The organism is Rhodomicrobium udaipurense JA643 (assembly GCF_000636015.1).
GTDB lineage: Bacteria > Pseudomonadota > Alphaproteobacteria > Rhizobiales > Rhodomicrobiaceae > Rhodomicrobium > Rhodomicrobium udaipurense.
The window spans coordinates 1-21,784 of sequence record NZ_JFZJ01000012.1 but is presented as its reverse complement, the minus strand read 5'-3'; the positions used below and the strand labels follow the sequence as shown (position 1 = coordinate 21,784).

Annotated in this window: 21 protein-coding genes and 1 pseudogene; 12 read left to right on the top strand and 10 right to left on the bottom strand. The window is 63.4% G+C overall.

The window, feature by feature from the left end:
* Positions 1 to 11 precede the first annotated feature (11 nt).
* From T281_RS03510 to T281_RS03500, 3 genes are all read right to left on the bottom strand, one after another.
* Positions 12 to 3,077 carry a hypothetical protein gene (locus T281_RS03510; protein WP_037234259.1) on the bottom strand — a complete coding sequence of 1,022 codons (3,066 nt, stop codon included), beginning with the start codon at positions 3,075 to 3,077 and terminating at the stop codon, positions 12 to 14.
* A gap of 10 nt (positions 3,078 to 3,087) precedes the next feature.
* The gene (locus T281_RS03505) at positions 3,088 to 4,059 is read right to left on the bottom strand and encodes a hypothetical protein (protein WP_037234256.1); all 972 of its coding nucleotides are present in this window, start codon (positions 4,057 to 4,059) and stop codon (positions 3,088 to 3,090) included.
* A gap of 127 nt (positions 4,060 to 4,186) precedes the next feature.
* Positions 4,187 to 6,118: a glycosyltransferase gene (locus T281_RS03500; protein WP_052036986.1), complete on the bottom strand. Its 1,932-nt coding sequence runs from the start codon at positions 6,116 to 6,118 to the stop codon at positions 4,187 to 4,189.
* A gap of 86 nt (positions 6,119 to 6,204) precedes the next feature.
* Here T281_RS03500 and T281_RS03495 point away from each other — a divergent pair, with 86 nt between their 5' ends.
* Both T281_RS03495 and T281_RS03490 read left to right on the top strand, forming a co-directional pair.
* Positions 6,205 to 7,086, top strand: coding sequence for a transporter substrate-binding domain-containing protein (locus tag T281_RS03495; protein ID WP_037234374.1), 882 nt, complete (start codon positions 6,205 to 6,207; stop codon positions 7,084 to 7,086).
* A gap of 166 nt (positions 7,087 to 7,252) precedes the next feature.
* Positions 7,253 to 8,029 carry a 3-hydroxybutyrate dehydrogenase gene (locus T281_RS03490; protein WP_037234253.1) on the top strand — a complete coding sequence of 259 codons (777 nt, stop codon included), beginning with the start codon at positions 7,253 to 7,255 and terminating at the stop codon, positions 8,027 to 8,029.
* Between the two features lie 35 nt (positions 8,030 to 8,064).
* On the opposite strand, the gene T281_RS19715 is transcribed toward T281_RS03490, so the two are convergent.
* Together T281_RS19715 and T281_RS18125 are read right to left on the bottom strand one after the other, a co-directional pair.
* Entirely contained in the window at positions 8,065 to 8,391 is a 327-nt protein-coding gene (locus T281_RS19715; protein ID WP_276324617.1) for a peptidoglycan-binding domain-containing protein, read from the bottom strand.
* Positions 8,392 to 9,286: pseudogene (locus tag T281_RS18125) on the bottom strand (lytic murein transglycosylase); the annotation flags it as partial.
* Positions 9,287 to 9,499: 213 nt separating this feature from the next.
* On the opposite strand from T281_RS18125, the gene T281_RS03480 reads away from it, so the two are divergent.
* From T281_RS03480 to T281_RS03460, 5 genes are all read left to right on the top strand, one after another.
* Entirely contained in the window at positions 9,500 to 10,567 is a 1,068-nt protein-coding gene (locus T281_RS03480; RefSeq protein ID WP_037234250.1) for a type III polyketide synthase, read from the top strand.
* Positions 10,568 to 10,572: 5 nt separating this feature from the next.
* The gene (locus tag T281_RS03475; protein WP_037234372.1) at positions 10,573 to 11,301 is read left to right on the top strand and encodes a class I SAM-dependent methyltransferase; all 729 of its coding nucleotides are present in this window, start codon (positions 10,573 to 10,575) and stop codon (positions 11,299 to 11,301) included.
* On the top strand, positions 11,250 to 12,416 hold the full coding sequence (locus tag T281_RS03470) for an NAD(P)/FAD-dependent oxidoreductase (RefSeq protein ID WP_052036983.1): 1,167 nt from the start codon (positions 11,250 to 11,252) through the stop codon (positions 12,414 to 12,416). The genes T281_RS03475 and T281_RS03470 overlap by 52 nt, the downstream gene beginning before the upstream one ends.
* Before the next feature lie 114 nt (positions 12,417 to 12,530).
* On the top strand, positions 12,531 to 13,133 hold the full coding sequence (locus T281_RS03465) for a GNAT family N-acetyltransferase (protein ID WP_081796569.1): 603 nt from the start codon (positions 12,531 to 12,533) through the stop codon (positions 13,131 to 13,133).
* Positions 13,134 to 13,419: 286 nt separating this feature from the next.
* Positions 13,420 to 14,703: an O-acetylhomoserine aminocarboxypropyltransferase gene (locus T281_RS03460; RefSeq protein ID WP_037234247.1), complete on the top strand. Its 1,284-nt coding sequence runs from the start codon at positions 13,420 to 13,422 to the stop codon at positions 14,701 to 14,703.
* A 98-nt stretch (positions 14,704 to 14,801) separates the two neighbouring features.
* Here T281_RS03460 and T281_RS03455 read toward each other — a convergent pair whose 3' ends face one another.
* Positions 14,802 to 15,155: a hypothetical protein gene (locus tag T281_RS03455; protein WP_155955067.1), complete on the bottom strand. Its 354-nt coding sequence runs from the start codon at positions 15,153 to 15,155 to the stop codon at positions 14,802 to 14,804.
* 157 nt (positions 15,156 to 15,312) lie between these two features.
* Positions 15,313 to 15,594: a hypothetical protein gene (locus tag T281_RS03450; protein WP_037234242.1), complete on the bottom strand. Its 282-nt coding sequence runs from the start codon at positions 15,592 to 15,594 to the stop codon at positions 15,313 to 15,315.
* Between the two features lie 546 nt (positions 15,595 to 16,140).
* Here T281_RS03450 and T281_RS18620 point away from each other — a divergent pair.
* Positions 16,141 to 16,635, top strand: a complete 495-nt coding sequence (locus tag T281_RS18620; RefSeq protein ID WP_162173103.1) for a hypothetical protein — start codon at positions 16,141 to 16,143, stop codon at positions 16,633 to 16,635.
* Between the two features lie 257 nt (positions 16,636 to 16,892).
* Entirely contained in the window at positions 16,893 to 17,456 is a 564-nt protein-coding gene (locus tag T281_RS18615) for a hypothetical protein (protein ID WP_155955063.1), read from the top strand.
* 41 nt (positions 17,457 to 17,497) lie between these two features.
* Here T281_RS18615 and T281_RS03435 read toward each other — a convergent pair whose 3' ends face one another.
* Positions 17,498 to 17,734, bottom strand: coding sequence for a DUF2842 domain-containing protein (locus T281_RS03435; RefSeq protein WP_052036981.1), 237 nt, complete (start codon positions 17,732 to 17,734; stop codon positions 17,498 to 17,500).
* A gap of 238 nt (positions 17,735 to 17,972) precedes the next feature.
* Here T281_RS03435 and T281_RS03430 point away from each other — a divergent pair, with 238 nt between their 5' ends.
* Positions 17,973 to 18,653 (top strand): hypothetical protein, encoded by a 681-nt coding sequence (locus T281_RS03430; protein ID WP_052036980.1) that lies wholly within the window; start codon positions 17,973 to 17,975, stop codon positions 18,651 to 18,653.
* A gap of 11 nt (positions 18,654 to 18,664) precedes the next feature.
* Positions 18,665 to 18,814 carry a hypothetical protein gene (locus tag T281_RS18610; RefSeq protein ID WP_155955059.1) on the top strand — a complete coding sequence of 50 codons (150 nt, stop codon included), beginning with the start codon at positions 18,665 to 18,667 and terminating at the stop codon, positions 18,812 to 18,814.
* 17 nt (positions 18,815 to 18,831) lie between these two features.
* On the opposite strand, the gene crtI is transcribed toward T281_RS18610, so the two are convergent.
* Positions 18,832 to 20,364, bottom strand: coding sequence for a phytoene desaturase family protein (gene crtI / locus T281_RS03425; RefSeq protein WP_037234237.1), 1,533 nt, complete (start codon positions 20,362 to 20,364; stop codon positions 18,832 to 18,834).
* An 18-nt stretch (positions 20,365 to 20,382) separates the two neighbouring features.
* A complete protein-coding gene (locus T281_RS03420) occupies positions 20,383 to 20,676 on the bottom strand; it encodes a DUF1330 domain-containing protein (RefSeq protein ID WP_037234234.1) in 294 nt (97 codons plus the stop codon).
* A 186-nt stretch (positions 20,677 to 20,862) separates the two neighbouring features.
* On the opposite strand from T281_RS03420, the gene T281_RS03415 reads away from it, so the two are divergent.
* Positions 20,863 to 21,784, top strand: a 922-nt coding sequence (locus T281_RS03415) for a polyprenyl synthetase family protein (protein ID WP_052036979.1), incomplete at its 3' end; no start/stop codon positions are given.

Sequence of the window (21,784 nt, the reverse complement as noted above, 5' to 3'; positions counted from 1 at the left end):
CGGCGATAAACTCAAGCCGGAAACCCACACGCGCCGTCCGGAAATACGCCACACAACGGACATGCATTGACTGTGAAACAAGGAGGAATAGTGCAGTGCTGATTCTGGATCAGCCCCTCGAACTGCGTGAGCCGTTCCAGCACGCCATGGAGATGCGCCGCTTCTGGGCCGGAGTTTGCTCCGCACAGCGCCCGCACCACCGCCTTCTTGTGATCCGGCTGCTGGTTTTTCAGGTAAATCTTGGTGTCGAGCGCGCCGGACAAATCGGGCGGCAGATCGCCCGGATATTGCGTGCCGATGGCGATGCCTGCGCCGAACGCCCTGCCCTCGCGCGCGAGGCTTTCGAGATGCGACGAGTTCGCGACGCGCCATGCCTCGTCCACCACAAGAAGCCGCGTCAGCTTGCGCGGCTGGACGCGGCGCAGAAGCACGCCATGCAGACGGATGATGATGAGTTCAGCGAGCGCGGCCTTGATCTCGTCGGTCGGCAGCGCGAACAGCGACAGCACCAGCCGCTCGTCGAGCATCGCCTCGAACGGCACCGGCAGTTCGTCCGACTTCGGGAACAGCCCCAGTTCGAACAGCGGCGCGATGCGGTCGAGAAGGCTTATCGCCTGCGGGTTCTTCGCTTCCTTCTGTTCTTCGAGGATCGCCACAACGTCGTCGAAGCTCGGCGGGCGGATAGACTCGGCCTCGACCCAGCGCTGCGGATTGATGCCGCGCCGCTCGAAAGCTTCCTTCATCGCGTCGCGCAGGACGGCCGTTTGCCGGTCGCCCAGGCCGAAGACTCGCTTCAGCACGCCCGTGATGGTGAAGATGTGCTCGATTGGCTGCGCCAACCCGTCATCGCTGGGGGACGGCATCAGCGGGTTGAAAGGGATGCCGAAGCGGCGCACGTCGTGGACCTTCAGCCCGATGGCCTGCACGAAGCTGCGTTCGGAGTAGTCGTTCTTGAAGTCGAAGATGCAGATCGGGTAGCCGAGGCTCGCCACGCCGTCGATCAGCACGTTCAGCGTCTGCGTCTTGCCGGAGCCCGGATCGCCCGTGACGAGGATGCCGAAGTTCAGAAGCTTCGCCTCGGTCTCGAACGGCGCCCAGTGGATCGGGCCGCCATCCTCATGCGCGCCGAGCATGACGGCGGGCGCGGAAGGCTGACGGCGGCGCGGCACGGGCGGAGGCGGCGGAGGCGCGGCTTCCTTCGGCGCAGCCTTCTCCTTCTCGGCGGCGGACTCGTCCTCATCTTCGGCGGGCGCGCCAACATAGGGAAACTGCACAATGTCCCACAGCGAAATCGCCTTCGTCAGCGGGCGTGACTCCCGCTGCCAGTCCTCGAAGCCCGGCAGATCCTTGCACATGCGGAAGAAGTGGCGCGCGGAGTCGAGCCGCTCCCAGCACAGCATCTCGAACTGAGGCACCACAATGCCTTGCATGTCGTCGGCTTCTCGCAGAAGCGGCGCAATGAAACGGCCGGTCTTCGGCAGGCGTCCGCCGCGCGGTCGGACGATGACCGGACGCGCGCCGTTGACGCTGCGCAGAAAATTACGGATTTCCTCCGCCAGCGGAGCGCCGCGCCCCTCGTTGCACAGCGCGATCTCGCGGCGCTCGACGCTTTGCCCGTCCTTCTGGAAATCGGCCTCGATCACGACGGTGCCAGTCCGCCCGCGCACGCTGCGCCGCGTCTTGATGGCATCGACGCCCTCGATCTCGGGCGCGCAAGCCTGCACGGCCCATTCAAGGATTTCCGCCTGCTGAAGGCCGTTGCCGACCGACGGCTGAACCACGCGCGAGGTGAGTTCGCCATGCCACTTATCGTCGAAATTGATCGCGGGCGCGGCGGGTGCGAGCACGACCGGCGTTTCCAGGATCGGCGAGGGCGGCGGCGGCATGTCGTCGATATCGGGAACGCGCCCGATCTGGAGATAGACGCGGCGGAATTGCTGGATGAGTTCAAAGACGTAGCGCGGCGTTTGCGCGCCAAGCTCGTCGATCATCCACGCCGGGAACGGATAAAGCGGCTCGGCCGGATCGATCTTCGCGCCCGTGCGGGCAAAAAGCTCGCTGAGCCGACGGCGCAGCATCGATTCCGCCTGACGGCGTCCGAGCGGTTTCAGGCGCACGGGCATCGCGCCGAAACGCTCCAGCCGGTCGCGGATCGAACCGTCGATGCCGTCGGCGATCGTGTCGTAGAGCGCGGGCAGCACGGCATAGGCCACGGCGAGCGGCGGCAGCGTCTCGGCGAGGAGCGCACCTCGGCTGAAGAGATGGCGCAGGCGCTGCTCCCACCCGGCCACGCGGCTCTGTTCGAGTTGGTCGAACGCGAGGAAGAGCGTGCCCCCCGTCGCGCCGATGACGTTCACGAGCGCATCGATGTGGCCGCGCGGAACGTAATCCTCGACGCCTTGCATGAGGCGCACACCACCGACGCTGACATTCAACGGCTGGCCGCGCAGATAGGCGAAGGACTCGTCGTCGCCCGCCGCCGCGCCGAGCAGAGCCGTCACGAAGGCTTCGGACGGCACCGGCAGATGCGACTCGCGCTGGAGCGCGGCGCGGATCGAAACGATGAGCGGGCGCAGGTCGAAATCGCGGATGTCGCCGTGTTCGTCGAGCACCTCGCGGCAGAACTGGGTCACGAGCGCCGGGTCGCCACGCTGAAGGAGCGACGCCGCAAGGCGCGTCAGCGGCGACGGCGCGCCCGCATCCACGAGATAGCGCTCCGATAGCCGCGAGACGATGGCGCGGAGCAGCCACGCGTCGAGATCCTTCTCCGAGACAAGATCCACCATCGGGAACAGCGCCGCGTAGACCCCGCCCTTCTGGTGCATGCGGCGGATGGCGGTGAGAAGCGTATGCGTCTTGCCGGTGCCGGTCGCGCCCTTGATGAGCATCACGCGCGAGGCCGGATCCGGGTTCTGCCCGCGCGCCTGCGCGACAATGGACGAGAGGCCGGTGTCCGCATCGGTCTCGATTTCAGCCACGTCCAGCCGCTCTTCGTCCGCAGCCCCGGCGAGCGAGGCTACAGCGCTGAAAACGCGGTCGAATTCGGGGCTTTCGAAAGCCTTGAGGCGGAGGTCCATGATTGTCGCGTTACATCCATTGATTGACGATGAAGTGGCGTTCGTCGCGTCCGAGACGCAGGCGGGAGCGTTCCTTCAGGCTTGGGTCAAGGGGGCCGGCGATGTCGTAGCGTTCGAGGTCGAGGAGGCCCTCGCGCGCGGCCTCGGCGAGATGTTGCTTGAATTCGTCGAGCGTGCCAAGCGCGAGACCGGCGGCGAGACCGGCGTCGTAAACCTGTGCGATGGCAACGCGGCCGGTATAAGGCCGGGTTTCAAGGTGCAGGGCGAGCTTCCTGACCGAGTCGGCGAATCCGTCCAAGCGAAATGCCCCTTTCGTCTCGGCCGCCCCATTGTCTCCCGCTTTCAGCGCGCCTCGGATGAGCGTTGCGCTGAGTTCGGCGAGCGTCCCCGCCGGGCCTTTGAAGGCGTACGACAGGAGAGCGGCATCGGCTTCGAGCACTGTACCCGAGTCGAGGCCGGCGAAGGCGAGATAGATGCGGCGGCTCATCGGATCGAAGGAAAAGGACCGCTGAGGCCGCAGGAGGTGGATCGTGAAACGGTCGCCCAGTGCGAGGAGAATCTGGCGCAGAAGCTCACAGCGCACCTCGCCGCGCGATGGCGACACGGTGCGCATTTCGAGGCCGTAGAGTGTGCGAAGGGCCACAGCGCCAAGGTCGGCGCGCGCGCGGAGGCCCTTTTCGGTTTCGGCGGCGCCGAGCGCCTTGAGCGCGAGAGCACGTCTCGTTTCGGGCCAGGTCGCTGATGTGGGCTGGGCAGCGCGCAACACGCCGCTGTCTTCGGCAACGAGCCGCGCCTTGATGGTGTCATTCAGTGCGGGTTCGGCGAGGGAAAATTCGGCCAGCGCATCGAGCGCCTCGGCCTTCGGACAGCCATCGCGACGCGAAGCGACATAGCCCGCCACGACTTCGACCGGCAAGATCGGTCGAAGGCACTTCGGATTCGCCTGCGGCGGCAGTCGCGCGTCATTTCCCTCTATCGTCATAACGTGCGGCCCGCGTCGTTTGCGAAATCGTCCTCCGATACTCAACCCTTTGTTCAGATTAACTGATTCGTAACGATTAGGGAAGCCCGCACATGCACCCGGCGGCGTTTGCGCACGCTCTTTTGTCTCACGCCGGGAACGGTCGAGCGAGACGGCTCACGCCATGCTCGGTTTTCTCCCAATGGAACGGCGCGTGGAAAAGCTGCCACAAGGCGCGATAGGCCGCCGCCGACACGAACAGCCAGTAGACGGGTATGAAGAGGACATGCAGCATGAGATGTCTGTGCCGCGTGCCTGCAACGGCGAACGCCGAGAGCGCGATGTTCGCCGCATAGCCGCCGACGAAGTTCACCGCGGCGATCCAGAGCAGCAGGTTTTCCATCGCACCCTCTCCGGCAAACAGCCGTCCCTGAAGCACCTCGTAAAGCATCAGGATGTAAAACACGGGATGCGCCAGCGCCGAAACGATGATCCCCGCGAAATAGGCATGGAACGAGAGAAACCCCGCGACGCCAAGCTCGGACATCGCTTCGCGCGGCCGACGCATGTGCACGCCGAAGGTCTGCATCCAGCCCTTGAGCCAGCGCGTGCGCTGCTTGAGCCACGGCATCGGACGGCAGCAGGCCTCCTCCCACGTGGTGGATTCGAGCGTGCCCGTGCGATAGCCCGCCCGCGCGAGCCGCATGCCGAGGTCCGCATCCTCGGTCACGTTGTACGGGTCCCACGCGCCGATCTCGCGAAGCGCAGCCGCGCGGAAGTGGTTCGACGTGCCGCCGAGCGGCAGCGGCAGGCGGAAGCGCGCGAGCAGCGGCAGAAGCCCCCGGAAAAGGGTCGCATATTCGATGGTGAACTGGCGCGACAGCCAGTTTTCCCGCGCGTTGTAATAGTCGAGCCGCGCCTGAAGGCAGACGAGATCCGCGGGCGCTTGCGCGAAGACGGTCGCCGCCTTGCGCAGCTGGTCGGGCTCGGGCCGATCCTCCGCGTCGTAGATCACGACAAATTCGCCGGACGCGAAATGCAGCGCGTAATTCAGCGCCTTCGGCTTCGTACGCGGCTCGCGGTCGGGAACGACGACGAGATCGACATTACCGGGGAAGGCCAGCTTCTGGGCCGCTTCGATGGTGTCGCGGTCCGATGCTTCGAGCACGATCTTGATGTCGAGTTTGGCGGCGGGGTAGTCGAGGCTCGCGAGGGCATGCGCCAAATGCGGCAGGATCGCCGTCTCCCTGTAGAGCGGCACGAGCACCGTGTAACGGGGGAGTTCGGCATCGCCGAGAAGGCGCGCCTCCTTCGGCTTCGGGCGCGGCAGGGCGATGTTGATCGCGGCGGCGGCTCTGAGCGCGATGGTCAGCAGGAAGAAGATCGACAGCATCGCCGAGGCGAGCGTCAGCGTTTCGGCGGGCGCGAACGCGACCGCCCCGAGCACCAGCCCCACCGCCACCGTCGCGAAATAGAGCTGCCATACGGCGAGGCCCACCTTCGCGCTCCAGTCTGGCCGCGCCATGAGAAGCCCGCGTACGGCCGTTTCGACCATGGCGCTGCCATGCGAGCGCGTGACCGCATCGATCAGTTCCTGACGCGTCATCAGCATGACGCGCTCGCGCTTCGCCCCGAGGCGCCGGGCGAGAGCCGCAAGCGCGGTCGGCGAGTACGTCTCACCGTTGACGGCGATCATGCGACCGGCCCTGGCCGAAAGGCGAACGGGAGTATCGAAAAGCCGCCATGCCTCGTCGGGCGCTTCCGGCAAACGCGTCGCTTCTCCGGCTGCGGGCTCGGAGAGTTCGAGCGAGCGGGAAAGCCGCGCCGTCAGGTCGGAAGCCCTGATCGCGCCTTGCGCCACCGCCGCCTGCACAAGGCTGACGCGAGCGCGGGCGGCGTCGTTTTCAAGTCTGTGGATTTGGTCGGGGGATGCGCCGAGGTCGATGAGAAAATCGCGCTCGATGTCGATGACGGCGGCATCGGAATTCGTCCGGGTGCCGCTGCTGCCGCTTGCATGCCCAATTTCGGAAGGGGTATGCTTCCACTCGTACGGGACGAAGGCGTGGGGCGCGAGGTCCATTTTTTCACTTTACGCAAAACTCATACTACCGAATGAAGAAGAACTGTTTCGCGACTGCCCTGTCCACAAACCGAAGGTTGCGGCCGATGATTACTTTCAGACTGTTACCGCCGCGCCGGGCGCTCCGCCTTCTCGCGGTGTTTTTCTGCGTCGTTTTTGCGGTGACGGTGCTGGCTGCCGAGGGCGATCCCGAAGCGACCGAGAAGGCCGATAACGCACAGAAACTGCGCGACATCCAGGTCGGCCCGAAGCCCGACTGGTCGTGGCTGCCGCAACTCCGCGTGCTGACAGAGGCCGACTATCCGCCGTTCAACTATTATGACGAGGAAGGTCGCCTGATCGGCTTCAACATCGACCTCGCCCGCGCGATCTGCCGCGAGCTTTCCATCGATTGCGACATCTCCGCCGCCGAATGGTCGACGCTCGTGCCATCGCTCAAGGCGAACGAAGCGGACGCAGTGATCGCATCCATGGCCATCAATGGCAAGACGATCGCCGATGTGGACTTCACCAACCGCTATTACATGACGCCCGCGCGCTTCGTCGGCAGAACCGGCGCCTTGTTCCGCGAAGTTTCGGTCGAGGCGCTCAAGGGCGAGAAGGTCGCGGTCGTCAGGGGCTCCGCGCATGAGGCGTTCCTGCGAGACTTCTTCGACGGCGCGAAGATCATGTCCTTCGACACCGCCGCCGACGCGCGGGGCGCGCTGAAAGCGGGCGACGTGGACCTGCTCTTCGGCGACGGCATTTCGCTCATGTTCTGGATTCAGGGCACGGACGCGAACCGCTGCTGCGAGTTCAAGGGCGGCGGCTATACGGAGGCGCGCTATTTCGGCGACGGCATCGGCATCGCGGTGAAAAAAGGCAACACGCGCCTTCGCGAGGTGCTGGATTATGCGCTCGCCCGCGTCAAGGCGTCCGGCCGCTATGAAGAACTGATGCTGCGCTATTTTCCGCTGCCGCTTTATTGAGCATGATCCGCAAAAGTGGACGCCGGTTTTGCGATAAGATCATGCTCATAGAAACTCAGATATTCTAGCAAAAGCGATGACGCTTTAGCGCGGAGCGGCCGACGCCCTCTTGAGTTCTGTGTTTGCATTGCACCAATCCAACTCACTTTGAAAGCGGGAGGACAGCATGGGACTCGACGGAAAAATCGCCATCGTCACCGGCGCTGCGGGCGGCATCGGCCTTGCCATCGCGAAGCGCTACGTGGAAGCGGGCGCGCGCGTTGCCATCGCGGATGTGCGGCTCGATGCGGCGGAGCAGGCTGCGCGTTCGCTCGGCGGAGCGGACAAGGCGATTGCGCTCGAAATGGACGTGACGAGCGAGGACGCCGTGAATGCGGGCGTCGCGAAGACGGTGGAGACCTTCGGCACGGTCGACATCCTCGTGTCGAACGCGGGCGTGCAGATCGTGCATCCGGTAGAGGATTTCCCCTACGCCGACTGGAAGAAGATGCTCGCGATCCATCTCGACGGCGCGTTCCTCACCTCGAAGGCGTGCCTGCCGCACATGTACAAGCAAAACTCCGGCACGATCATTTTCATGGGCTCGGTGCACTCGAAAGCGCCGTCAGCGCTGAAATCGGCCTATGTCACGGCGAAGCACGGGCTTCAGGGCCTCGCACGCGTGATCGCGATGGAAGGCGCCGGCCATGGCGTGCGCACCAACGTCATCTGTCCGGGCTTCGTGAAGACGCCGCTCGTCGAAAAGCAGATCCCCGAGCAGGCCGCGCGCCTCAACATCTCCGAGAAGGAGGTTGTCGAGCGCATCATGCTCGGCCAGACGGTGGACAAGGAATTCACCACCATGGAAGACGTCGCCGAGGTGGCGCTGTTCTTCGCGGCCTTCCCGACTAACGCGCTGACGGGCCAGTCGCTCGTCGTCAGCCACGGCTGGTTCATGAATTGAGCGGCAGCAAGCGGCGCTTGCCGCCGCATCTCCGGCTACTGCCGTTCGTTCAGCGTGGCCTTGCCCGCGTTCGCCTTGACATGGGCGACGATGGCCTCGGTCGGCCAGCACGTCAGCGGCATCCCCGCCCGCTTCTGATACGCGCCGACAGCCGCGCGCGTGCGACCGCCCGCCTTGCCGTCCACCGTGTCGGCATAGAGGCCGAGGCCCGTCAGCCGCTTCTGCAAAAATTCTACATCGGAAGTGTGAACCTGCCGGATCGGCTCCCACGCCTTTGCAAACGGCCCCTGCCCGCGAATGCGGTCGGCGAGGTGGGCGACATACAGCGCGTAGAGGTCGCTCTTGTTGTATTCGCGGATCACCTGAAAATTATGTGTGGTGAGAAAGGCCGGGCCATAGACGCCAGCGGGCTGGAGCAACGACACCTCAACCCCGCGCAACGCGTCGGGGAACCGCTCGCCCTTCAGCGGGCGCACACCGAGGCGCTCCCATTCCGCGACGGGCTTCGTCACGTCGAGATAGCCGAGGCTGCAATCCACGCCGTCCGGCGCGCGCACCTCGAAGCCCCACGGCTGCTTCGCGTTCCAGCCGATGGCGTGCAGGTTGCGCGCCAGCGCCGTCAGCGCGTCCGGCACCTTGGTCCAGATGTCGAGCTTCCGTCCGTCCGGCTCGACCGCGTATTTCAGGTAATCGGTCGGCATGAACTGCACGAGGCCGAACGCGCCTGCCCACGAGGTCTTGAACCTCCGCCGCGCCGATGTAAGCCTGCGTCGCGAGCACGCGAAGGCCGCTATAGCCGTCGTGCTGGGTGCCGAACGCCGTCTCGCGGCCCCACAGGCCAAGCATGATATACGGGTCGACAGCGTAGCGGCTTTTCAGCTCGGACAGCGTTTTCTCGTGGCGCGCGGCAAGGTCGCGGCCTTTGACGAGCAGGTTCGCCATCTGTTTCTCGGACACATACTGCTCGGGCGTGCGCACGAACTCAGGCTGCTCGCCCTGCGACTTGCGATTGCCGATGTCGAGATCGGGGAGGCTGAAATCCGCCGTAAGCGGGCGCGTGGTGCGGTCGTAGACCTCGGGCTTCACGCCCGCATCGAGCGCCGACTGCCGGAACGACGCGATCCATGCGCGAAAACCGTCCTGTGTCGCTTCCGCGGCGCGCACCGGCAGCGCGACCGATACGGCTAAAAGGACGCAGAGCAATCCGCCGCAAAACGCGAAGAGAGAGGATATTTTGTGCGGTCGCCGATGTATCATCTTTTGTACCTCGTGGAACATGCGGCGAAACCGAGCTTTCCGCTCTGGTCGCCGACCCGTCTCGTCGGGGTTGATCGGGATCGCGCATCCCGTCGGGAGCGCGGCAGGCGGATGCGTTCTGCCATCCCGGAAGTTGGGCCATCATAGGAGGGACAATCTCAGCGGGTAAATTTTGTCTTTTTATGGTCAACGCCGATTTCTGGAAGGTTTACCTTGTCAGTAGCCCACATCAACAAGATCGCGACCGCAGTCCCGCCCCACCAGGTTCACAAGGCTTTCATTGAATTTCAGCGGCAAATACTGACGGACCCACGCAAGCGCTCGATTTTTGACCGACTTGTACAAATGGGGCAGATCGAAAATCGGTTCTCTTGCGTGGTGCCCTCCGAGGACCACGTCGGCGCGTCGATCAACGGCGAGGTTTTCTACGCTCCCGGCAATTTCCCGAGCACCGGGCAGCGCATGCGTCAGTACGAGATCGAAGCACCGCTTCTCGCCGAGCGCGCCGTGGCGCGGCTCGACCTTGGCGCGGCAACGGACGAGATCACCCACCTGATCGTCACATCCTGCACCGGCTTTTCCGCGCCCGGCGTCGACCTCGAACTCGTCAGCCGTCTCGGCCTCAACCCTGGCGTCGAGCGCACCATCGTCGGGTTCATGGGCTGCTATGCGGCCATCAACGCGCTGAAACTCGCGCACCACATCGTGCGCTCGGAACCATCCGCTAAGGTGCTTGTCGTCAGTATCGAGCTATGCACGCTGCATTTCCAGGAGACGCAGGAACTTGAGGAGATGATGCCGTTTCTCCTGTTCGCGGACGGCGCGGCGGCGGCGCTCATCAGCGGCGAGCAGAAGGGCCTGTCGATGGAGCGCTTCTACGCGACGGTGATGCCGGAGGCGGCGGATCAGATGGCGTGGCACATCCGCGATTTCGGTTTCGACATGGTGCTGTCGACGCGCATCCCGGCATCCGTCGGCGAGGCCATCAACCGCGCCGCCGACGCGATCCTCAACGGCTGGACGACGAAGGACATCGAGCTTTGGGCCGTGCATCCCGGCGGCCGCGCCATTCTCGACGCGGTGGAGAGCGCGTTCCGCCTGCCGATCGACGCGCTGGCGGCATCGCGGCAAACCCTGAAAGACTTCGGCAACATGTCTTCCGCCACAGTGCTGTTCGTGCTGAAGTCTGTGCTTGAAGATGCGCGGTCGGGCGCCAAAGGATGCGCGATGTCCTTCGGGCCGGGGCTGACGGCGGAGACGATGCTGTTCAAGGCGGTGTAAACTTGATGCCCGATTTCTCGAAGCGGGACACGACGCCGGAACTGATGGACCATGAGGAGGTGCCGTATGAGGAGCATCGCGCGGTCCTCCGGCAGCTGACGCGCGCCAATGAGTTGTCTCTCGCCTATCGCCCGACGCTTGCCTTTTTCCGGCGGATCAAGCGGGAAGGCCGCTGGCCGAAAGACCGGCCGCTCGTCGTCGTCGACGCCGCCAGCGGTTACGGTGACATGTCGCGAAAAGTTGATCTCTGGGCGCAAGAAAACGGCGTCCAGGCCCGCTTCATCGGGGTAGACATGAACCTGAGGGCTGCGCGGTCTGCCGCCGAAGCCACGCCGCCGGGCCGGCCAATCACATGGCTCACGGCAAATTTGTTCGACTTTCGCGCCGATTTCGATGTCGATATCGTCATGTCTTCGTTGTTCACCCATCATCTGCCGGGACCGGAACTCGTGCGTTTCATTCGCTGGATGGAGGATACGGCGCGTATCGGCTGGATCATCAACGATCTGGAGCGCCATCCGCTGCCCTATTATTTTCTCAAGGCTGCGTTCTTCGCGACGCGGCAGCATCGCTTCATGCGCCATGACGGCCCCGTTTCGGTCGCAAGCGCCTTCAAGCGCGAGGATTGGCAAAGGCTGCTCGACGAAGCGGGACTCGCGCCCGGCGCGGCGAGCATCGAGGCATGGACGCCGTTCAGGCTCTGCGTGACGCGGGTCAAGGGCGCGGCGGCATGAATTACGATGCTGCGGTGATCGGAGGGGGCCCGGCCGGGGCTGCCCTTGCCACTCATCTTGCGCGGGCGGGGCGTAGCGTCGTCGTGTTCGAGAAGGAAGCCGTCGCCCACGACAAGGTTTGCGGCGAATTCCTGAGCCACGAGGGCGTCGGCTATCTCGAGTCGCTGGGCCTTCCGGTGGACGAGCTGGGCGCGCTGACCCTCAGCCACGTGCGTCTCGCGGGGACGGGCGAGCCGGTGACGGCGCGGCTGCCTTTCGAGGCGCGAAGCCTATCCCGGCGCGTGCTCGACGAGGCGCTGCTGCGGCTCGCGTCAAGCGCGGGCGCGGAAATCCGGCGCGGCGTGCGTGTCAAGAGCGTGACCGGCACGATGAACGGCTTCGCCCTCCTGCCCGAACGCGGCAGCGAGGTGTTCGCAAACGCCGCGTTCCTCGCCAGCGGCAAGCACGACATCAAGGATTTCAAGCGCGAGCGCGGCGCGCACCCGGAGTGCCTCGCCTTCAAGACGTATTGGCGGCTTCAGCCCGAGGAAGCGGTGGCGCTATCCGGCCATATCGAGCTGATCCTGTTTCGCGGCGGTTATGCGGGCCTTCAGCCGGTCGAGGGCGGCCGCGCCAATCTGTGTCTCATCGTGCGCAAGGATGTCTACGCGGACCGCTATGGCTCATGGGAGGCGGTGCTCGACGCGCTTCGGCACGAGGCACCACACGCCGGACGTCGGCTTTCCGGCGCGGAGTGCCTCACCGAGAGGCCGCTCGCCATCGCGGGCCTTCCCTATGGCTTCCTCGCGCGCTCGAACGGCTGGCTGTGGCGCATCGGCGATCAGGCGGCGGTCATTCCGTCCTTTTCCGGCGACGGCATGTCGATTGCGTTGCACACCGCGCATCGCGCGGCGGGCATCTACCTTTCCGGCGAAGGCGCGGATGTCTTCCAGGCGGCACTTGCCCGCGATCTGTCCGCGCAGCTTCGCCGCGCCACGGCCTTGTCGCGCCTGCTCGTGAGCCCGATGGGACAGAAGCTGGCGATGAACGCCGCCTACATGCTTCCGCGGATGCTGTCGTTCGGCGCGGACTGGACGCGTATTCCGCCGCGCGCACTGGACCGGGCCGCCTCGTAGTTCCCTCGCGGCGATAGCCCGGCGGCGCAGAGCGGTCGAGCGCATTATTAAGTCTGTTCAAAACGGAGCGGCATCGGCGGCCGCCATAGTCTTTCGCTGTATTGCGTTTTATAGATGATGGCTCGTATCGACGAGACCGATCCGTTCAAGGTTGTCGCGATGATTCCGACCTTCGAAACGCCCCGCCTCATACTTCGTCCGACCAGGCTGGAAGATGCCAACGCAACGCAGGCGCTCTTTCCGCATTGGGAAATCGTGCGTTTTCTGAGCGATCGCGTGCCGTGGCCCTATCCGGCTGATGGGGCGCTCACCTATTATCGCGACGTTGTCCTCCCGGCCATGGAAGCTGGCAATCTTTGGGGCTGGACGATCTGGCTCAAAAGCGGCCCCGATCACCACATCGGCAGCGTCGAATTGCGGGATCTGAACGGCGATAATCGCGGCTTCTGGCTCGGACTTCCGTGGCATGGACGGGGCATCATGACCGAGGCCTGCGAGCCGGTGACGGACTACTGGTTCAACACGCTCGGCCGTGAAACGCTGAGGGTCGCGAAGGCCCCGGATAACACGGCTTCCCGCCGCGTCACCGAAAAGGAGGGCGCGCTCGTCATCGCCATCGAAGAACGCAGCTATGTAGGCGGAGTCTGCGCGGCCGAAATCTGGGAACTCACGCGCGAGGACTGGAACGCCTTTCGCGCGGCAACCCGAAGCGTGTAGGGGAAAGGCGCTTAATCGCGGCAGGATCGGCCGCGGTTGACCGGAAATCGAGCTTCGATCTGTCACCTCGTGGCGCGCATTACCCTGCAAAGCTCAAGCCACAAATTCGGCGTCACACCCCCGCAAAAGGCTCGCGCGCATCCCCTCGCTCACGCTTTGTGCATTGCGCCACAAGCCCAGCTTATCGCAATTATTTTGCGTTTCTTGGCGCATTTATTAATTACGAAGAAAAATGATTGCTTTTATCCGGGATTGGCGGTTGAATCTGCCAAACGGAGGATAATCGATGACCGAAATAACACCCGGCTTTGCCACCCTTTCCATCCATGCCGGCGCGCAACCCGATCCCGCTACCGGCGCGCGCATCACGCCGATCTACCAAACCGCGTCTTATGTGTTCGACAACGCCGAACATGCCGCCGCGCTGTTCGGTTTGCAGGCGTTCGGCAACATCTACACGCGCATCAACAACCCGACGCAAGCCGTGCTCGAAGCGCGCCTCGCAGCCCTCGAAGGCGGCACGGCAGCGCTCGCAGTCGCATCGGGCCACGCCGCGCAGTTTCTCATATTCCACGTGCTGCTTGAGCCGGGCGACGAATTCATCGCCTCTCGCCAGCTTTATGGCGGTTCCATCAACCAGTTCAACCACGCCTTCAAGAAGTTCGGCTGGAACGTGGTCTGGGCCGACGGCAACGACCCGGCAAGCTTTGAAGCCGCCGTCACGCCGAAGACGAAGGCCATTTTCATCGAATCCATCGCGAATCCCGGCGGCATTGTCCTCGATGTGCCCGCGATCGCGGCGGTGGCCAAGAAAGCCGGCGTGCCGCTCATCGTGGACAACACGCTCGCGACGCCCTACCTGTTCCGTCCGAAGGAGCACGGCGCGGACATCGTGGTGCATTCACTCACGAAGTTCCTCGGCGGTCAGGGCAACTCGATCGGCGGCGCCATCATCGACAGCGGCACATTCGATTGGCTGAAGAGCGGGCGCTATCCAGCGATCTCCGAGCCGAATCCGTCCTATCATGGCCTGAATATCGGCGAGACTTTCGGCAATTTCGCCTTCGCCATCGCGGCGCGCGTGCTCAGCCTCCGCGACCTCGGCCCCGCCATTTCGCCGTTCAACGCCTTCCTGATAATAAACGGCCTCGAAACGCTGCCGCTTCGCATCGAGCGTCATGTGCAAAATGCTGTGAAGGTCGCCGAGTGGCTCGAAAAGCACCCGAAGGTCGCGTGGGTCAACTATGCGGGCTTGCCGGGCAACCGCTATCATGAGCTGGCCCAGCGCCTCACGCCGAAAGGCGCGGGTGCCGTGTTCACCTTCGGCCTGAAGGGCGGCTATGAGGCTGGCGTCAACCTCATCTCGAACGTGAAGCTGTTCTCGCTTCTCGCCAATATCGGCGACGTGCGCAGCCTCATCATTCACCCGGCTTCCACAACCCATGCGCAGCTCACGCCGGAGCAGCGCGAATCGGCGGGCGCTGGCGACGACACAGTGCGTCTTTCCGTTGGCATCGAGGATGCGGCGGACATCATCGCCGACCTCGAACAGGCGCTTGCCTCTCAGTAAGCTTCGGGCAGAAGATCATCGCAAGGCCGGGGTTTGAGCCCCGGCCTTTTTGCGTGCGCGTCAGAAAATGAAGCGCAGAAGCCGCCGCGACGACTGCCTCAATACTGACGCTCAAACAGCCGCAGATATCCTGGGTTGGCCCGAGCAAGGATGTTATCCTGAATGCTCGCATCGGAATCCCAACGATAGCGGAAAGGCAGATCCTCGTCGTAGGGATACTGGCTGTAATGGTATCTGCCGTAGCAGCCGCCTTGCGCGCACGGGCTGACGCGATAGCAGTTATAGGCGCACCAGTTCGAGAACAGGTCGCCGCCTCCGTAGTGACGCCCGGTATCGGACACGCGGATCGCCTGCACCGGCGAAGCGGCGGGCGCATCGAACCTCGGCAGCGACTGGGCTTCCACCGCGAGAAACATCGACGCGGCGACGCAAAACAAAAATGACGCTCTCATGGCGTTCGATCCTGATTGGCGGTGAGCTTTAAAGCTGATCGGCAAAACTGGACGCCGATCCATGTTCTCGAAGGAGATATGGCGGCGGCGCGCAGGCTGCGTGGCAATGGACATGGCAATGGACAGGGAGGCTCGCGCCTCCCCTTTTTGCATTGGCCTAGAAAATGCCGAAAAAGCCGCCGCCGCCGAAGAGCCCGCCACCGCCACCGCCGCCGCAGCCACAGCCGCAGCCACACGGAGACACAACCTTCACGTAGGTCGTGGTGGTCGTACAGCAGCTGGTAGTCGTGACGACGCGCCTCTTGTAGCAACCAACCTTCACGATGGCGCTGGAAGCAGAGGCGTCGACGCCGGTGGGTGCGAGCGGGAGCGCGGAAGCACTGCCGGAAGCGAGAGTCGCGGCCGTAAGGGCGGCGATAGCAACGACAAGTTTCTTCATCTTATCCTCAACAGGATTACACGTACACGCAGCATCATAGCTGCACTTCATCCTATGGCTCGTCCGATAACAGTTCTGTTAAGCCGCGCAATACAACAACAGTTGGCGTATTATTATTTTATGATACACTCGCATTTTTTATGATTATATATTTTTATCGCTGTTTCCTAAAATATTTCAGCAATCACTACTTCCTGTAAACGATGAGTTCGACAATTTATGAGCTCGTAACTTTAATGGAACCCAAGCCGTAGCAAGGATATTTTCGGCGAGACGCCCGGAAAGCTCCGGCGCGGGCAATCGGGAACGGACGGATGTCCCGTGGTTTCGCCCGACAGTCGAACATACGGCCACAGTCAAGGGAGCGGGTTTGTCATGCGTTTCAGAGGATCGATTTTCACAGGTGTCCTGCTCGGACTAGCAGCCGTGGCCGCACCCGCGCTCGCGGCCACCCCGGGCTCGGGCGTCTCGGCAGCCACCACACAAGCGGCCGGCGTTGCGGATTCCACAACCCTCGTTAGAGATGGAGGCCGCGGAGGTGGCGGCATGGGTGGCGGCATGGGTGGCGGCATGGGCGGCGGCGGCATGGGACGCGGCGGCGGCGGCTTCGGCGGAGGACCGGGCATGGGCGGCGGCGGTTTCCGCGGCGGTGGCGGCGGAATGGGCGGCCGCCCCCGGTTCAGCGGACCGGGAGTCGGTGGCCCCCGCTACGGTGGACCAGGTCGGGGACCAGCCATGCGAGGTCCGGGATTCGCTGGCCCGCGCTATGGTGGGCCCGGTCGGGGACCGGCGATGCGAGGCCCGGGATTCGCCGGACCGCGCTACGGTGGTGGTCCCCGTTGGGCTGGCCCCGGCCCGCGTTACAGCCGCAACTACGGACGGCGCGGCGGATATTGGCGGGGCGGCCGCTGGATCTGGTATGGCGCGCCGCTGGTCGGACTTGGAGTCTACGGCTATGGCAGCAGTTGCTACAACAACTGTCTCGCCGCAGGATATGGCCCGGCCTATTGTTCGACCTACGCGTCCGATTTTTGTTACTGAGTGTCGGCAGTTTCGCGTCGCGAAGAACACGCTGTCGAAGCCGATAAAAGCAAATCTTGAGAAAGGGCCGCCGTAACTGGCGGCCTTTTTTTTGCGAGCGCGTCACACTTCGCCACAAGTTACAATTTTTGACAGAATGTCTTTATGATCGCTGCTTTCCGGGATTATACTCTTCCTTGTTGAGCTGCGGCGAGACGGGTTTGCCGCGCGCTTTTTCGCCCCGATTGGGCATCTCCGGGCACAAAAGAGGGACTGCCATGACGTTGAAAGGAACTATGATCGCGGTGATCGCCGCCATTGGTCTATGCGCGGGCACCGCTTCCGCCGCAACGATCGACGGCGGCGCGCAAAAAGCGATCGCGAAGAACGGAGTGAGCACGTTCACCCTGATCGGATCACATCACGGCCAAGGGGGTGGTGGCGGCGGAATGCGGCACCATAACGGCCCACCGCCCGGGTTCAAGTTTTCACCATCGCATAGGCCCTATAGTGGCCCTCCCGGTGGCTACAAGATTTACAAACATCCGAATTTCTCCGGAATACCGCATAACAAGCCTTACCCCTCTGGAATGAAACCGCCTTCTGGAAAGCCATATTACGGGGGCAAGCCGCCATTTGCGGGCGGCAAACATCCGTATCGCGCCGGGGGCTGGGGAAATCACCGTCGCCGCTACTGGCGTAACGGGCGCTGGTATTGGTATGGCGCGCCGGTGATCGGGTATGGCATCTACAGCGCCTATGACAGCTGCTACTGGAGCTGCATCAACGACGGTTACGGCCCCGCCTATTGCACGAACTACGCCACGAATTTCTGCTACTGACGCAAATCGAAGAGGGCCGCTTAACGCGGCCCTTTTGCATCTCAGACCTCGCCGGGGCGCGGCTTCAACATCCACCTTATAAGGATGCCCGCCCACACCACCCAGATCACCGTAATCACGAGATAGAACAGCAGGTGCCGCCAAAGCTCCGTGCCGGGTAGGCGCGCGAGCGCGATGGAGATGGTGAACAGGAAATATAAGACGGATCCGAAAACAAAAACAATCACGCCGATCAGTTTTCTCAATCTCGGGTTCATGCCTTTTCCGTCCTGTCCCATTCGCATGTGCAAAAGCCAACCGCGTTGATAGTCGAGGCTTGTGGCCTTCGCAAATTTTCTTTTTAGCTCAAGGCCAAGCTGGGAGCGCACTCCTGTCCGGGGGGAGGGAGGAGCGCACCCGGTGAATGACAGGCCGGCGTCCGCCGCATTTCCGGCGACGGACGTCGTTTTTCAATTCAACTCCGGTGGCTCGATGAAAAAGTTGTTTTTTGTACCAGTTGGCATCGCTGCTTTTGCCATGATCGCGAGCGTGAGCTATTCCGCCGATCCGTCCAAACCGAAGCCGGATGAGGTAAGCGCGGCACAGAACGGCGGCGCTTCGCAGGCATCGTCCGCGAAGGCAGCGCAGGACGAAAAGACCGTTCCCGCGAAGAGCGGGGGTACGACGCCCGCAGCCGCGGTGAAGCCCGCTGATCCTGAAAAAGCGGAGCCCGCCAAAGCCGCTCCCGCCGCGACGAAAGCAGCAGACGCAAAGCCTGCCGAAGCCAAGCCTGAAGTCAAGAAGCCAGTCGAGACGAAACCTGCGGCATCCGCCAAGCAGCCCGATGCGAAGTCCGCGGTGAAGCCTGCCGATAAGCAGCATGAAGTGAAGGCGGCGGCGAAGGCCGAGGACAAGAAGGCGGCCGCGACCGCGAACACCGTCGCAAAGCCCGTCGCCGCTGAAGCCAAGGATGCGAAGCCCGCCCCCACGAGCGCGACCGCTGCAAAGCCCGCCGTCGCGAAGAAGGCCACGGTCAAGAAGGCAAAAAAGAAGTCAGCCAAGCGCTATGGCAAACACCACGCAAAACGCATCCACCGCAAGCATCGCCATCTTCATCGCTCGCACAAGCGTCGTCACCGCGAGCACAATCACCGCAAATACAAGACGCATCACGCTTCGAACGCCGCGCAACCAGCTACGACGGCAGGCTCGATCTAAGCGGATTGAGCGTGAGGTCGCATTGCGTCAACCGGGCGAATGCGGACCATCTCGGCGAACTGCCGCCGTTCACCATGCTGGCGAGCCGCGAATCCCCGCGCCGGTTTTGCGGCACCATCACCGGCGCGTCGCTCTCGATTCCATCAAAAGCGACGCTCTAATTTGCTCGAAAAACGCTCTATGACCGCGCGTGCGGAATGAGCTTGTCGATCACTTTAGCCGAGCAGATCACGCCCGGAATACCCGCGCCCGGATGCGTGCCCGCCCCCGTGAGGAACAGGTTCTTGATGCCCTCCGCCTTGTTGTGGAAGCGGAAATAGGCCGACTGCGTGAAGTGCGGCGCGATCGAGAAACCCGCGCCCTCGTGGCTGAGATAGCCGTGCTTGAAGTCGCGCGGCGTCATGACCATCTCGGCGCGGATCGTCTCGGACAGGCCAGGCAGGATCGTGCGTTCGAGGCCCGCCACGATCCGGTCGCGCAGTTTCGGCCCCTCAACGCTCCAGTCGATGTTGCCCTTGAGGTTCGGCACCGGGCACAGCGCATAGAACGCATCGCAGCCTTCCGGCGCAAAGGTCGGGTCGGTCGCGGTCGGGCGGTGGACATAGAGCGAGAAGTCGTCCGCCAGCACCCTCTTGTTGAAGATGTCGTCGAGCAGCCCCCTGTAGCGCTTGCCGAGCCAGATCGTGTGGCGCGCAACGTCGGGATATTGCCGATCCGTGCCGAAATAGAGAACGAACAGGCCCATCGAGAGCCGCGCCGTCTTGCGCTTCAGGCGCGCGGAAAGCCCGATTTCGCTGTCGGGAATCATATCGCCGAAGAGATGCATCGGATCGACGTCCGAAACCACGATGTCGGCGGAGACCGTCTCGCCGTCCTTGAGGCGCACGCCCTTCGCCGTCCCGTTCTCGATGACGACGGAAGACACCGTCTCGCCGAGGCGAATGTCGACGCCTTCCTCTTCCATCAGCTTGCCCAGCGCTGACACGATCGCGCCCGTGCCGCCTTCGGCATAGAACACGCCCCATTTGCGTTCGAGGTAGTGGATCAGCCCGTAAATGCTTGTCGTGTTGAACGGGCTGCCGCCGACGAGCAGCGGCTGAATCGACAGAGCCTGCCGAAGCTTCGGGCTGTGGAAATATTTCGTCACGAAATCCCAGATCGTGCGGTAGCTGCCGAGCTGGACGAGGCGCGGGATCTGGCCGACCATCGTGAACGGGTTGTGGAACGGCTGGTCGGCGAGGTTGGTAAAGCCCGCGTCGAACAGCTGCCTCGAGTGCTCCAGCATGCGCAGATAACCGTCGCCGTCACGCGGATCTATGCGGTTCATCGCGGCGAGCGTCTCTTCGAGCGTGCCGCCGTAGTCGAACGTGGAGCCGTCCTCGTCGAAGAAGAAGCGATACCACGGCGTAAGCGGCTTAAGCGTGAGGTAGTCTTCGCTCTTCTTGCCGAACAGGTCGAACAGCTCCTCGATGAGGAACGGCGCGGTAATCACCGTCGGCCCGGCGTCGTGCTTGAAACCGTCCTTCTCGAACACCTGCGCGCGACCGCCAAGCATGCGGCCACGGTCGATCAGCGTCACGCGATAGCCCTTGGCCGCGAGCCGGAGCGCCGCCGCGATGCCGCCGAATCCTGCGCCGACAACGAGAGCTGTTTCGGCGCTTCCGGCGCGTGAGCGTGCGGGCGCTTCAGTGTTCGCGACGATCTGATCCATGGCTTTTCCTTATATATCTTACGGTTCGACGCCTTCGACGATGACGATCTCGCCTTCGGAAAAACCGGCGCGATGCGCGCGGGCGGCTTGATATTCCAGCGAGTTGTAGCAGTCCACCGCCGCCTCGAAGGACGGAAATTCGATGACGACATTACGCGCGCGGGCGGTGCCCTCCGCTGCGGTAAAGCGTCCTCCCCTGGCGAGGAAGCGCGCGCCGTGAGCTTTGAAAGCGTCAGCGGCGCCCGTGACATAAGCCTTGTACGCGTCGGCATCTTTCACATCGACGCGGGCGATCCAGTAAGCTTTCGGCATAAGTGTCAACCTCCCTGAACAGCTTGGCCCCGAATGCCGCAGTGTGTAAAGTTCAGTTTACAAGCCAAGGCTCATAGGCCATACCGTTTTGATGGCCAAGCTGTTTTTACGTAGTCTTTCAACGGGCATCGGACAGATAGAGGCCAACATCAAGCCATCGTCAAGTTACCACTACGGGAATCTTACATGGGCGGCCAGCTAGACGTTTACATGATGCTGCGGGCGAAAATCGAGTCGCGGCTTGCGGAACTGGTTCGGTTGGACGGGCCACTCGATCCATTGCAGGGCTCGCTGCGGCACAGCCTTCTCGCCCCCGCCAAACGTGTCCGCGCCGTGCTGACGCTCGTTGCCGCCCGCGAACTTGGCGGCCGTGAAAGTGACGCGCTCGACCTCGCCTGCGCGGTCGAGATGATCCACACCGCCTCGCTGATCCTCGACGATCTGCCCTGCATGGACAACGCAGCTACCCGGCGCGGCATTCCTTCAAATCACCGCGTCTTCGGTGAGGCGACGGCGATTCTCGCCTCGATCGGCCTCATGAACCGCGCCTATGGCGTCGCTGCCGCCTCGGCAAAGCTTTCGGCCGACCAGCGCGCCGAAGCCGTCGGCGTGCTCGAATGGTCCGTCGGCCTCGAAGGGCTGGTGCGCGGCCAGCATGACGACCTCGCGGACTACCGCGCGACCATGAACGAAGCACAGCTCGAAACCATGTATGCGCAGAAAACCGGCGCTCTTTTCGCCGCCGCAGCCGAATGCGGTGCGATAGTTGCGAATAATCAAGCCGCGCGCCCCGCAATGCGCAAATTCGGTCTTGATCTCGGCGTAGGATTCCAAATCTTAGATGACGTGCTCGACGCGCATGCGACGAGCGATCGCGCAGGCAAGGACACGTCCAAGGATTCCGGGCGCACCACATTCCCGAGCCTGCTCGGCGTGACGGAAGCGGCGGAAATTGGCCGCGCGAAGATCGAAGGCGGCGTGGGCGCGGCGGTTGCGGCGGCTCAGGCAGCCGGAAGCGACGGGCGTCTGTTCACGGCGTTCGCCTCGCGGCTGGCAGAAGCATTTTCCGAGCTGATGCCGGAGTTTCAGGGGAAGCTCGTCGTCAGCG